The organism is Saccharopolyspora sp. NPDC047091 (genome assembly GCF_040643635.1).
Taxonomy (GTDB): Bacteria; Actinomycetota; Actinomycetes; order Mycobacteriales; family Pseudonocardiaceae; genus Saccharopolyspora_C.
On the sequence record NZ_JBEYUS010000024.1, the window covers coordinates 34,481 to 46,576 of the forward strand.

The following is a 12,096-nucleotide window of genomic DNA, read 5'->3' on the forward strand; positions in this document are numbered from 1 at the left end:
GGAACTCGCGCATCGGCGGGCGAATGGTCATTCGCCTCCGCGGAGCCCGCTGCTAGCGTCGGGGCATGAGCGCTCGTAGTCCGCTGCCCTTCGATCCCATCGCCCGAGCGGCCGAGCTGTGGTCGGAGCGGATCGGACCGTCGACGACGATGGCCGCGGTGACCAGCGTGATGCGGGTCCAGCAGATCCTCCAGTCCGCAGTGGACACGGCGCTGCGGCCGCACAACTTGACCTTCGCCCGCTACGAGGCGCTCGTGCTGCTCACCTTCTCCCGGCGGGGCAGCCTGCCGATGCGCGTCATGGGCGACCGGTTGCAGCTGCACCCCACCAGCGTCACCAACATCGTGGACCGCCTGGAGCACGACGACCTGGTGCGCCGGGTGCCGCACCCGACGGACCGGCGCACCACCCTGGTGGAGATCACCGACGACGGGCGGGACCTGATGAAGCGCGCCACCGAGTCGGTCACCGAGATCGAGTTCGGCCTGGGCGGGGTGACCGAGCGGCAGACCCAGCAGCTCACCGAACTACTCGGCAAGGTCCGGCACGCCGCCGGGGACTTCTGAGGCGTCCCGCCCGCGCCCTCCGGATCACCGCCGGGCCCATCCGCGCGCCGAGGTGATGAAGGGAACCTTCCTGCCACCGGTGACCGGAAGGTTCCCTTCATCGCACGAGCGCCGTCCGCCTTCGAACCCGCCTGCGGGTCTCGTCGGTTTCCTGTCGGCGGCGAAGCCGCTGAGCCGCCGACCACCCGAGCAACTCGCACCGCCGCGGGTTCTCAGCTGGTTCCTCGCGAGGACAGCGTTTTCTCCTGTGGCGGAGCCACCGGTGACATCGATCCCGCAGCGAGGAAGCCGCTGAGGTTCCGCTACCCGAGCGCTACGCGGCAGAAGCAGCGAGACGGGCAATGCGGTTCCGCCACACCCGCCGCGCGGCGGGGCGCGGTCAGTTCAGGGTGCGCAGGACGTGCGCGACGCGGCCCCAGAACGTCGGCTCGGCCGACTCCTGCCAGGTCAGCAGTCCGCGCCCGTTCGCCCAGCGCTCGAAGGCGACGGAGGCCAGCGGCGGGATCGACGCCACCAGCGAGGCAACCAGGACGGGGAAGGACCAGCGCAGCGGGCTGAACACCACGAGGCAGGTCACGACGTAGCCGGTGAACACGAGCCCGTGGACCCAGCCGAGCACGGTGACGCCCGTCGGCATCCCGAGCCCGTACTTGAACCCCATCGCGATCAGCAGCCCCGCCCAGGAGCACGCCTCGGCGATCGCGACGAGGCGGAACCACCCCGCGTAGGTGCGCAACACCGTCCACCAGCCTTCCGGTCCGGCGCCGCCGGTCGGCGCTCGACCTCTCCGAGTGTGCCGGGTGCGCGCGGTCACACGGCCACCGGTGACGAGGGCCGCATCGTGATCGATCCCGAAACGGAATTGTGACCGCCGCGCGTTTCCGCGGATTCCACGGAATTCGATCATGATTCTGAAAATCGCTGGACAGATCGCGGACGAATGGTTTTCGGGGCTTCGTTGCGCCGTTCGGCCGCATTTCTGCGCCCGTCGGTACGCAGCGGCGGGGTCGAGCATTGACACCGCTGGTCCAGCCCGGTGAAATCCGCCAGATCATGACAACGTTGTCTGATTCCGGGAATGTTCGGCGCGCCACGATGAACGACGTGGCGCGCCTCGCCGGGGTGAGCATCAAGACGGTGTCCCGGGTGGTCAACGGCGAGCGCGGGGTGCATCCGGGAACGGCGTCGCGCGTTCTCGACGCGATCGAGCAGCTCGGTTTTCGGCGCAACCTGGGGGCGCGGAATCTGCGGCGTGGTGCCGAGACCGGAATCATCGGGCTGGTCCTGGAAGACGTGGCGAACCCGTTCTACTCGATGTTGACGCGAGCCGTGGAAGAGGTCGCGAGCGAGCAGGGCGCGCAGGTGCTGACAGGTTCTTCCGGCGAGGATCCGGCGCGGGAGCGGGAACTGGCGCTGGAATTCCTGTCCCGCCGGGTCGACGGTCTGCTGGTGGTGCCGGCAGGGGACCGGCACGGCTACCTCGCGCGGGAGGCGCACGCGGGCACCCCGGTGGTGTTCGTGGACCGGCCGGCCGGCGGGGTGGACGCGGACACGGTGCTGGTCGACAACGCGGGCGGCACCGCGCTGGCCGCCCGGCACCTCGCCGAGCACGGGCACCGGCGGATCGCGTTCCTCGGGGACGCGCCGGGCATCAGCACGGCGGCGGAGCGCCTCAGCGGATTCCGGGCGGGCTGCGCGCAGGCGGGCGTCCCGTTCGACGCCGAGCTGGTGCGGATGGGCCCGCACACCGCCGAGTCGGTGGCGGGCGCGCTGGCCGGCCCGCTGCGCGCGGCCACCGCCCTGGTCACCGGGAACAACCGGATCACCGTGCACGCGCTGCGGGCGCTGGCCGGGCGGGCGACGCGGCCCGCGCTCGTCGGCTTCGACGACTTCGAGCTGGCGGACCTGCTGGACCCGCCGATCACGGTGATCACCTACGACGTGCGGGAACTGGGCGCTTCGGCGGCGCGGGCGGTGTACGCGCGGCTCGGCGGCGACGCGGGCCCGCCGCGGCGGCTGGTGCTGCCGACCCGGTTGCTGGCGCGCGGCTCCGGCGAGGTGTCGGCGTGACCCGAACCCATCCTTCGAACCGACCTGGGAAGGCCTGATGTCCGAACCGCTGCTGGAAGCACGCGAACTGACCAAGAGGTACGGCGGCGTGGAGGCGCTGCGCGGCGCCTCGTTCACCGTCCACCCCGGCGAGGTGGTCGCCCTGATCGGCGACAACGGCGCCGGGAAGTCCACCTTGGTCAAGTGCCTGTCCGGTGTGGAGCGCCCGGACTCCGGGCAGGTCCTGATCTCCGGGAAACCGGTGGAGCTGGATTCGCCGGTCGCCGCCCGCGCGCACGGGGTGGAGACCGCCTACCAGGACCTCGCGGTGGCCCCCGACCTCGATCCGGCGGCGAACCTGTACCTGGGGCGGGAGATCCGCCGCCCGGGTCTGCTCGGCAAGCTCGGGATGCTGGACAAGAAGGCCATGCGCAGCCGCGCCGCCGAGCAGTTCGCGACGTTCGGCGTCTCGCTGCCGGACCTGGACGTGCCGATCGGCGCGCTCTCCGGCGGCCAGCGGCAGAGCGTCGCGGTCGCCCGCTCCGTGGCCTGGGCGGACAAGCTGGTGTTCCTCGACGAGCCGACCGCCGCGCTCGGCGTGGTGCAGCGGGAACGGGTCCTCGACGTGGTGCGCCGCGTCCGCGACACCGGGATCTCGGTGGTGCTGATCAGCCACAACATGCCGGAGGTGCGGTCGGTCGCCGACCGCGTCGAGGTGCTGCGGCTGGGTCGCCGCGTCGCCCGCTTCCGCGCCGCCGACGTCAGCTTGGAAGAGCTCGTGGGCGCCATGACCGGGGCGTTGACCCAGGAGGACGAGAACTGATGCCCGCGACGAAATCGAACCCCGAGGTCACCGGGGAACTCGCCGAGACCCCGAAGGGCTTCCGCGCCCGGCTGGCCGCCTCGCCGACGCTGTGGACCGGGCTGGTGCTGGTCGTGCTGTGCGTGCTGTTCAGCGCGGTGCGGCCGGACGCCTTCCCGACCCTGTTCAACCTGCAGACGCTGCTGGTGCAGGCGGCGCCGCTGCTGATGCTCGCCGTCGGCATGACCTTCGTGATCATCACCTCCGGCATCGACCTGTCCGTCGGGTCGGTGCTGGTGTTCGCCGGGGTGGTGTCGGCGCAGACGATGGAGGCGCTCAGCGGCGGCGATGCCACCGGCGCCGGGTGGGGCGTGATCGCGGTCGGATTGGTGGTGGCGCTGCTCGGCGGCGCGGCGTGGGGCGTGCTCAACGGGCTGCTGGTGGCGGTGGCGAAGGTGCCCGCGCTGATCGTGACGCTCGGCTCGTTCGGCGCGGCCCTCGGTGCCGCGCAGCTGCTCACCAACGGCATCGACGTGCGGACCGTGCCCTCGGCGCTGCGCGAGACCCTCGGCACCGGCACCTCGTTCGGCGTGGTGCCGAACCTCGTGCTGCTGGCCGCGGCGGTCACCCTGCTGGCGGGCTGGGTGCTGCACACCACCCGGTTCGGCAGGCACACCTACGCGATCGGCTCCAACGCGGAGGCGGCGCGGCGCGCGGGCATCGACGTCAGCAGGCACCTGGTCGCGGTGTACGCGCTGACCGGGGTGCTGGCCGGGCTCGCCGGATTCCTGTCGCTGGCCTACTTCGGCACCACCACGATCAGCGGCCACAGCAACGACAACCTGAACGCGATCGCCGCGGTGGTCCTCGGCGGGACCAGCCTGTTCGGCGGCGTGGGCACCATCCTCGGCAGCGTGATCGGCGTGTTCATCCCCGCCGTGCTCGACGCCGGGTTCGTCATGGCCGGGGTCCGGCCGTTCTGGCAACCGATCGCGGTCGGCGCCGTGCTCGTCGCCGCCGTCTGGCTCGACCAGCGGCGCCGCCGGGCGCGCAGCAGCCGCTGACCCCCTTGTGCGGCACAACGGTGTGTGGAGGAGACAAGTGAAGATCAAGTCGAAGGTGATGGTCGTGCTGGCGGCGGGCACCCTGCTCGCCGGCTGCGGATCCGGGCAGATCGGGGACGGCGGCGGGAGCACCACGGACCCGGGCAACAAGGACCTGGCGCTGCTGACCGGCATGCGCGGGGAACCGTTCTACGTCTCCATCGAGTGCGCGGCGAAGGACGCGGCCGCGGCCGCGGGCTACCGGCTCAACGCGCAGGCCCCGGAGAAGTTCGAGCAGGCCGAGCAGGCGCAGCTGCTCAACGGCGTCGTCAGCTCCCGGCCCGGTGCGGTGATCATCGCGCCGACCGACGACAAGGCGCTCGCCACCCCGCTGCAGCAGGCGAAGGACAACGGCGTCCAGGTCGTGGAGGTCGACACCGCGCTGGAGGACCGGTCGATCGCGGTGAGCTCGCTGTCCTCGGACAACCACGCGGGCGGGGTGCTGGCCGCGCAGACCCTCGCCGAGCTCGTCGGCGACCGGCCCGGCTCGGTGCTCGCGCTCAACACCAAGGCGGGCACCTCCACGACCGACGAGCGGGCCCGCGGCTTCGAGGAGGAGATCGCGAAGCACCCGAACCTGAAGCTGCTGCCCACCCAGTACACCGAGAACGAACCGGCCACCGCCGCGCAGATCGTGTCCGCGACGCTGGCCGCCAACCCGGACCTGGTGGGCGTGTTCGGCACCAACCTCAACACCGGTGAGGGCGCGGGCACCGCGCTCGCCAACGCCGGTCGGTCCGGTCAGGTGCAGCTCGTCGGGTTCGACGCCAGCCCCAAGCAGGTCGACGACCTGCGCGGCGGGCGGGTGCAGGCGCTCATCGCGCAGAACCCCGCCGAGATCGGCGAGGAAGGCGTGCAGCGGGCCATCGCCGCGATCAAGGGCGAGCCGGTGGAGCGGGAGACGAAGACCGACATGATCGCGCTCACCCGGGATTCGATGGAGGAGCAGGCGCAGTACTTCTACCGCGCCACCTGCTGACGCGGGGGTGCGATGAAGGGAACCTTCCGGTCACCGGTGACCGGAAGGTTCCCTTCCCCGCTCACGCCCGGGCGTTCACGAACTCCCGCAGCAGCGCGTTGAACTCGTTCGACTTCTCCCGGTTCGGCCAGTGCCCGGCGCCGGGGATCACGTGCAGCTGGGCGCCGGAGATGGCGGTGGCGGCCTGCCGCGACGAGGTGACGGGCACCACCGCGTCCTGCTCGCCGTGGATGAACATCACGGGGCAGCGGATCTGGTCCAAGTGCGGCCCGTGGTTGACGCGCATGGCGCGCCGTCCCACCGAGTCCCGCTGCCAGTCGGCGAACACCGAGTCGCGCTGCGCGGCTTCGGCGGCGACCTCCTCGACGATGCCCTCCAGGTCGGGCACCGAGCGGTCGCCGGTGAACAGCCGCCGCTCCAGCATCCGGCGGGCGAGCCCGCGGTGCCGCGCCAGCAGCTTCGCGCCGGTGGTGCCGATGAAGTCGACGCGGGTGGCGAGGTAGCCGAGCAGGTGCCGGTCGAGCCGGGCCACCAGCCCGCCGGAGCCGACGAGCACCAGCCCGCGCACTCGTCGCGGGTGCCGCAGCGTGAAGCCGGTGGCGATGCTGCCGCCCAGCGACAGCCCGACGATCATGGTGTCCCGCACGCCCCACGCGTCGAGCAGCCAGCGCAGCACCTCTTCGCAGGTGCGTTGGTTGGCGCGGCCGTGCCAGGGCAGGCTGCCTCCCTGGCCGGGCAGGTCGGGGACGTAGACGCGGTGGTCGGCGGCGAGCACGGGGATGGTGTGCCGCCAGCTCAGCATCGCGTTGTCCAGGCCGCCGCCGTGCAGCAGCACGATCGCGGGCCCCGAGGTCCCGGCGCGGTAGTAGCGGATCTTGCCGGCAGGGAACTCGACGTGGTCGACCTCGACACCCTGGGGCGGGGCGGTCATCTGTACTCCTTGTTCGGGACCGGCGTGCGGCAGTCCGGTGCGGCGACGCGGACCTGCCGATCGTTCGAGCAGACGTGGGCGGGTCCGTCGCGTGGCCGCGTTCGAGCGTGCTGGGGGCGACGACTCCGCCGGGGACGGGCGCACCCCTTCAGATCTCGTGCGGGGGCGCCGGTGTTACTCGGCAGGATAGGCCCGCGCCGGTGCGGACGGGCACCACCCGCCGTGCTGCGCGCGGGCCGTGCCAGGATTCGGAGCGTGAGCACCGCGTATGACTGCAACCGTCCGGACGGCCGGGAATCCGGTCTCGCCACCGCCGCCAACACCGTCCGTGCCGGTGGACTGGTGGTCCTGCCCACCGACACCGTGTACGGGATCGGCGCGAACGCCTTCGACCCGGAGGCGGTGGGTGCGCTGCTGGCGGCGAAGGGCCGCGGCCGCGACATGCCGGTCCCGGTGCTGGTGGGTTCGTGGTCGACCATCGACGGCCTCGTCCAGTCCGTGCCGCAGCAGGCCCGCGCGCTGGTGGAGGCGTTCTGGCCCGGTGGCCTGTCGCTGATCCTGCCGCAGGCGCCGTCGCTGGCCTGGGACCTGGGCGACACCCGCGGCACGGTGAACCTGCGGATGCCGCTGCACCCGGTGGCGCTGGACCTGCTCCGCGAGGTCGGTCCGATGGCGGTGTCGAGCGCGAACCGCACCGGCAACCCGCCGCCCGCGACGGCGCAGCAGGCGCAGGACCAGCTGGGCGACTCGGTGCAGGTCTACCTGGACGGCGGGCCGACGGGCGAGCCGGTCGCCTCGACGATCGTGGACCTGACCCAGGCGACGCCGCGCGTGCTGCGCCAGGGCGAGATCACCCTGGAGCAGCTCACCGAGGTCCTGGGCGTCGAGGTCGAACCGCTCGCCTGACCGCCGCCCGCCGGCCCCGCTCCGGCCGCGAGCCGCTCGCCGGGGAGGGGAGCGGGCGGAGGCGGACCGGCCGGACGATCTTGGCTGATCCGGACCGGTGGTCGTGGCGCGGCTGTTTGCCGATAGCGTTAGCCCCCGGATGCGCAACGTGGACAGCGATGAGGAGCGCCGAGCTTGAAGACGCCGTTCCGGTGGCCGGACCTCCACCTTCCGCGGGCCGTCGGGCCGCGAGGGTAGAGCCGCCGCCATGGACAACGCACCTCTGTGGGCGCCGGCGGGTCTGCCCGTCCGCGAATACCTGCTCGTTCTGCTCACCGCGGCGGCGGTGACGTTCCTGCTGACCGGCCTGGTCCGGTTGCTGGCGATCCGGGTGGGCGCGGTCGCCTACCCGCGCAAGCGCGACGTGCACCTGACGCCGATCCCGCGGATGGGCGGGGTGGCGATGTTCGGCGGGGTGCTCGCGGCGATGTTCCTGGCGAGCAACCTGCCCGCGCTGTCGCGGGGTTTCGACTTCTCCAACGATGCGGCCGCCGCGATCGTGGCCGGCGGGCTGATCGTGCTGGTCGGCGCGCTGGACGACCGCTTCGAGCTGGATTCGCTGACGAAGCTCGCCGGGCAGGTGACCGCGGCGGGCATCCTGGTGCTGTTCGGCGTGCAGTGGTTCGGCTTCTGGGTGCCGTGGGGCGGCGACGAGGGCCACATCGGCCAGCTGATGGTGCTCAACAGCAACCAGGGGCAGCTGCTGACGGTGCTGCTGGTCGTCACGATGATCAACGCGATGAACTTCGTGGACGGCCTGGACGGGCTGGCCTCCGGCATCGGGGTGATCGCGGCGAGCGCGACCTGCGCGTTCTGCCTGAGCCTGCTGCAGCAGCACGGCGGGGACGTGACGGCCTACCCGCCCGCGCTGATCGCGGCCTCGATCGCAGGCGCCTGCGTGGGCTTCCTGCCCTACAACTTCCAGCCGGCCCGGATCTTCATGGGTGATTCGGGGTCGATGCTGATCGGGCTGATGCTGGCGACGGCGAGCACCTCGGCGTCCGGCAAGGCCGACTACGCGGGCTTCGGCGGCAAGGACCTGCTGGCGCTGTTGTCGCCGCTGCTGGTGCTGGCCGCGGTGCTGTTCGTCCCGCTGCTGGACCTGATCATGGCGGTGGTGCGGCGGACCGCGGCGGGCAAGAGCCCGTTCCACGCGGACAAGATGCACCTGCACCACCGGTTGCTGGAGATCGGGCATTCGCAGCGGCGCGCGGTGCTGCTCATCTACCTGTGGGCCGGGGTGCTCGCGTTCGGGGCGGTGTCGTTGACGCTGTTCAGCGCGGCCGTCGTCGGCTGGGTCGCCGGATTGGGCGTGGTAGCGGCAGCTATCATTTCGCTGATTCCGAGAATGGCCGGACGATGGCGATCCGATCGAGGGGCCTGAATGAGCGAGACCGAGCAGTCCACCGGGCAGTCCGCGGAGAACCCGCACGCTGCGACGGTGCGCAAGCTGGCCGACGCCATGCTGCGCACCGCGCTGGTGCCGGGTGCCGTGACGGTGCTGCTCGGAGTCGTGGTGTCCGCGGTGCTGGTCGGTGCGACCGGTGCGTTCGGCGCGGTGGTGGGCGGAGTGGTGGCGTTCGGGTCGTCACTGCTGACGATCTTCCTGATGCGCTGGACGGGTGGGTTGCACCCGATGTTCGTGATGGCGGTCGCGCTCGGCGGGTACGTCGGCAAGATGCTGGTGTTACTCATCGTGATGACCTTGCTGGGCGGGGTCGACGCGCTGCATCCGACGTCGCTGGCACTCACCATGCTGGCCACCATCATGGTGTGGGCCGGAGCCGAGGTCGTTGCCTTCCGCAAGACCAAGATTCCGACCATCGTTCCTGGTCAGTGACGGTGTCGCTGATCTGCAGCGGGTAGCTTCCCGAAACTTGTTACCCGCTGGTATTGTCCGCTTCGGCCAGGTCGCCCATCAGTGTGGCGACCGTCCACCTCTTACTGAACGTATTCGCGCTCACTAGGGTGGGGTCGGCGAACGTGCCAGATCGCGTATCGGGTACGTTACGTGCAAATCATGACGATTCCCCCGGTGGTGTGAACCTCGGGAGAACCGGAAGGAGCCCAGTTGGGCGCGCTGGTGCTGGCCCAAGGCGGACAGTTCGTACCGCCGGGTGCCGATGCTTTTGACCTCCCGCCGATCTTCGGCGGCGTAACCAAACCGATGGTGCTGATCGCGCTGTCGGTGGTGATCGTCGGCGCGTACTTCGTGATGGCGACCCGCAACCTGAAGCTGGTACCGGGCAAGTCCCAGTTCGTCGCGGAGTTCCTCTACGAGTTCAGCCGCAACAACATCGCGCGGGAGCAGATCGGGGCGAAGGACTTTCGCAAGTTCGTCCCGCTGATCTTCGCGATGTTCACGTTCGTCCTGGTGAACAACATCTTCGGGATCATCCCGCTGATCCAGTTCCCCACGATGTCGCGCATCGGGTTCCCGATCGCGCTGTTCATCGTCGCGTACGTGGTGATGCACACGGTCGGTTTCGCCAGGCACGGATTCCTCGGCTACTTCAAGCACGTCATGTTCCCCCCGGGCGTGCCGAAGCCGATCTACCTGCTGCTGTCGCCGATCGAGTTCTTCCAGAAGTTCATCGCTCAGCCGGTCGCGCTGGCGATCCGGGTGTTCGCCGCGATGTTCGCCGGTCACCTCATCCTGCTGGTGTTCACCCTGGGCGGGGAGTACCTGCTCATGGAGGCGAGTGCGGGGTTGAAGCCGGTCTCCATCGTCGCTTTCGCCTTCTCCATTGCCTTGACGTTCGTCGAAGCCCTGATCCAGGTGCTCCAGGCGTACATCTTCGCGCTGCTGACCGCCAACTTCATCGGCAGTGCGCTGGCCCAGGAGCACTGAGAGCAAGACCAAGACCTCCGATCCGCGCCGACTCGCGCGGACCGAGTTGAAAGGTAGTGAAAGTGAGCAACATCGTTCTTGCGCAGGCCGCTGAAACCGCTGGGAACATCAACCCCGGTCTGGCCGCGATCGGTTACGGGCTCGGCGCCATCGGCCCGGGCGTGGGCGTCGGCCTGATCTGGGCCGCGGTCATCAACGGCACCGCCCGCCAGCCGGAGGCCCAGGGCCAGCTGCAGGGCATCGCCTGGATCTCCTTCGTCCTGGTCGAGGTGCTCGCCCTGATCGGCCTGGTCGTGTACTTCATCGCCTCCGCCGCCTGATCTTGTTCACGGCTGGAAAGCGTTGGGAGACGTCGTGGTGAAGACACAGATGCTGTTGGCGGCCGAGGGCGGGCACAGTCCCGTCATCCCCGAGCCGTCCGAGATCGTCGTCGGCCTGATCGCCTTCCTGATCCTGCTCTTCGTACTGTGGAAGTACGCGGTGCCGCGCTTCGAGAAGCTCTACGCGGAGCGCAGCGAGCGGATCGAGGGCGGCATCGCCCGCGCCGAGCAGGCCCAGGCCGAGGCGCAGCGGACGCTGGAGCAGTACAAGTCGCAGCTGGCCGAGGCGCGTGCCGAAGCGGCGCGGATCCGGGACGACGCGCGGGCCGAGGGCCAGCAGATCGTCGAGGAGATGCGCGCGCAGGCGCAGTCCGAGTCCGAGCGCATCGTCACGCAAGGCCAGAACCAGCTGGCCGCGCAGCGCTCGCAGATCGTCGCGGAATTGCGCGGCGACCTCGGCCGTCAGGCCGTGGATCTGGCCGGTCGCATCGTCGGTGAGTCCCTCGAGGACGAGACCCGTCGTCGCGGCACCGTGGACCGGTTCCTGGAGGAACTGGAATCCACGTCGGCACCGTCCGGGTCCAGCAGGTCCTGACGGCGCCGGTGCGATGGACACGCACATGATGTGGTCCCCGAAGGTTCCCCCAGAACGAAAGGCCCTGGAGAGTTGAGCACCCTCGTGAACGCCGCGAGCCGCGATGCGCTGGCAGCCACCGAGCTGCAGCTGTTGCAGGCCACCGACGGGGCCGGGGCCGCGGAGATCACCGGCCTCGCCGACGAACTGTTCGGCGTGGCCGCCCTGCTGGGTCGCGAGTCGACCCTGCGCCGGGCGCTGGCGGACGCCTCCACCGAACCCCGTTCGCGGGAGGAGCTGGCCAAGCAGCTGCTGGCCGGCAAGCTCGGCGCCCGGGCGCTGCCCGTGGTGGTCGAAGCCGTCCGCTCCCGCTGGTCGAGCGCGAAGGATCTGGTCGGAGGTCTGGAACGGCTGGCCCGGGTCGCCCTGCTGGTGCAGGCGGAACGGGCGGGCCGGCTGGACGCGGTCGAGGACGAGCTGTTCCGCCTCGGCCGCATCATCGGCGCCGAACTGGAGCTGGAGCGGCTGCTGGCCGACCCGGCCGCTGCCACCGACGGCAAGACCGCGCTGGTCGACGAGCTGCTCGGCGGCAAAGTCGAACCGGTCACCCAGGCCCTGGTGCGCCAGCTGGTCTCGCACCCGCATGGCGGGCACGTCAGCGAGGGGCTGGAGGAGCTCGCGGAGCTCTCGGCCAAGCGCCGGGAGCGTTCGGTGGCGCACGTGCGGTCCGCCATCGAACTGACCGAGCAGCAGCAGCAGCGGCTCGCAGCCACGTTGCAGCGGATCTACTCGCGGCCCATCGCGGTCCACCTGGAAGTGGATCCTGCGGTCGGCGGCGGCCTGCTGATCAAGGTCGGTGACGAGGTCATCGACGGAACGACCACGGGGCGCCTGCAGTCCCTCCGGCGCGACCTCGCCGACTGACGGCGAGGGCCGCGGCCCGGACACAGAACTTCCTTCCAGAACGAACCGAGAG

Annotated in this window: 14 protein-coding genes; 12 read left to right on the forward strand and 2 right to left on the reverse strand. The window is 70.7% G+C overall.

What is annotated here, in order from left to right:
* The first annotated feature begins 65 nt into the window (after nucleotides 1-65).
* Nucleotides 66-566, forward strand: coding sequence for a MarR family transcriptional regulator (locus tag ABZ805_RS13230; RefSeq protein ID WP_358438779.1), 501 nt, complete (start codon nucleotides 66-68; stop codon nucleotides 564-566).
* A gap of 379 nt (nucleotides 567-945) precedes the next feature.
* Here the strand turns inward: ABZ805_RS13230 and ABZ805_RS13235 are convergent, their stop codons facing one another.
* Nucleotides 946-1,305, reverse strand: a complete 360-nt coding sequence (locus ABZ805_RS13235; protein ID WP_358438782.1) for a DUF3817 domain-containing protein — start codon at nucleotides 1,303-1,305, stop codon at nucleotides 946-948.
* Nucleotides 1,306-1,661: 356 nt separating this feature from the next.
* Here ABZ805_RS13235 and ABZ805_RS13240 point away from each other — a divergent pair, with 356 nt between their 5' ends.
* From ABZ805_RS13240 to ABZ805_RS13255, 4 genes are read left to right on the forward strand one after another with little or no spacing between them, the layout of a single operon-like run.
* Nucleotides 1,662-2,636: a LacI family DNA-binding transcriptional regulator gene (locus ABZ805_RS13240; protein WP_358438785.1), complete on the forward strand. Its 975-nt coding sequence runs from the start codon at nucleotides 1,662-1,664 to the stop codon at nucleotides 2,634-2,636.
* A 37-nt stretch (nucleotides 2,637-2,673) separates the two neighbouring features.
* Complete coding sequence (locus ABZ805_RS13245; RefSeq protein ID WP_358438788.1) at nucleotides 2,674-3,438, forward strand: ATP-binding cassette domain-containing protein; 765 nt, start codon at nucleotides 2,674-2,676, stop codon at nucleotides 3,436-3,438.
* Nucleotides 3,438-4,481: an ABC transporter permease gene (locus tag ABZ805_RS13250; protein WP_358438791.1), complete on the forward strand. Its 1,044-nt coding sequence runs from the start codon at nucleotides 3,438-3,440 to the stop codon at nucleotides 4,479-4,481. The genes ABZ805_RS13245 and ABZ805_RS13250 overlap by 1 nt, the downstream gene beginning before the upstream one ends.
* Nucleotides 4,482-4,539: 58 nt before the next feature.
* The gene (locus tag ABZ805_RS13255) at nucleotides 4,540-5,499 is read left to right on the forward strand and encodes an ABC transporter substrate-binding protein (protein WP_358438885.1); all 960 of its coding nucleotides are present in this window, start codon (nucleotides 4,540-4,542) and stop codon (nucleotides 5,497-5,499) included.
* 61 nt (nucleotides 5,500-5,560) lie between these two features.
* Here ABZ805_RS13255 and ABZ805_RS13260 read toward each other — a convergent pair whose 3' ends face one another.
* Nucleotides 5,561-6,430, reverse strand: coding sequence for an alpha/beta fold hydrolase (locus tag ABZ805_RS13260; protein WP_358438794.1), 870 nt, complete (start codon nucleotides 6,428-6,430; stop codon nucleotides 5,561-5,563).
* 255 nt (nucleotides 6,431-6,685) lie between these two features.
* On the opposite strand from ABZ805_RS13260, the gene ABZ805_RS13265 reads away from it, so the two are divergent.
* The 7 genes from ABZ805_RS13265 (at nucleotide 6,686) to ABZ805_RS13295 (ending at nucleotide 12,044) form a co-directional block, all read left to right on the forward strand.
* Nucleotides 6,686-7,336: an L-threonylcarbamoyladenylate synthase gene (locus ABZ805_RS13265; protein WP_358438797.1), complete on the forward strand. Its 651-nt coding sequence runs from the start codon at nucleotides 6,686-6,688 to the stop codon at nucleotides 7,334-7,336.
* A gap of 247 nt (nucleotides 7,337-7,583) precedes the next feature.
* Complete coding sequence (locus ABZ805_RS13270; RefSeq protein ID WP_358438799.1) at nucleotides 7,584-8,759, forward strand: MraY family glycosyltransferase; 1,176 nt, start codon at nucleotides 7,584-7,586, stop codon at nucleotides 8,757-8,759.
* Complete coding sequence (locus tag ABZ805_RS13275) at nucleotides 8,760-9,215, forward strand: hypothetical protein (RefSeq protein WP_358438802.1); 456 nt, start codon at nucleotides 8,760-8,762, stop codon at nucleotides 9,213-9,215.
* A gap of 231 nt (nucleotides 9,216-9,446) precedes the next feature.
* Nucleotides 9,447-10,226: a F0F1 ATP synthase subunit A gene (atpB, locus tag ABZ805_RS13280; protein ID WP_224956399.1), complete on the forward strand. Its 780-nt coding sequence runs from the start codon at nucleotides 9,447-9,449 to the stop codon at nucleotides 10,224-10,226.
* Nucleotides 10,227-10,288: 62 nt separating this feature from the next.
* Entirely contained in the window at nucleotides 10,289-10,546 is a 258-nt protein-coding gene (locus ABZ805_RS13285; RefSeq protein ID WP_308011215.1) for an ATP F0F1 synthase subunit C, read from the forward strand.
* Between the two features lie 37 nt (nucleotides 10,547-10,583).
* Complete coding sequence (locus tag ABZ805_RS13290) at nucleotides 10,584-11,141, forward strand: F0F1 ATP synthase subunit B (RefSeq protein WP_224956477.1); 558 nt, start codon at nucleotides 10,584-10,586, stop codon at nucleotides 11,139-11,141.
* A gap of 72 nt (nucleotides 11,142-11,213) precedes the next feature.
* The gene (locus ABZ805_RS13295; RefSeq protein WP_358438806.1) at nucleotides 11,214-12,044 is read left to right on the forward strand and encodes a F0F1 ATP synthase subunit delta; all 831 of its coding nucleotides are present in this window, start codon (nucleotides 11,214-11,216) and stop codon (nucleotides 12,042-12,044) included.
* Nucleotides 12,045-12,096: the final 52 nt, after the last annotated feature.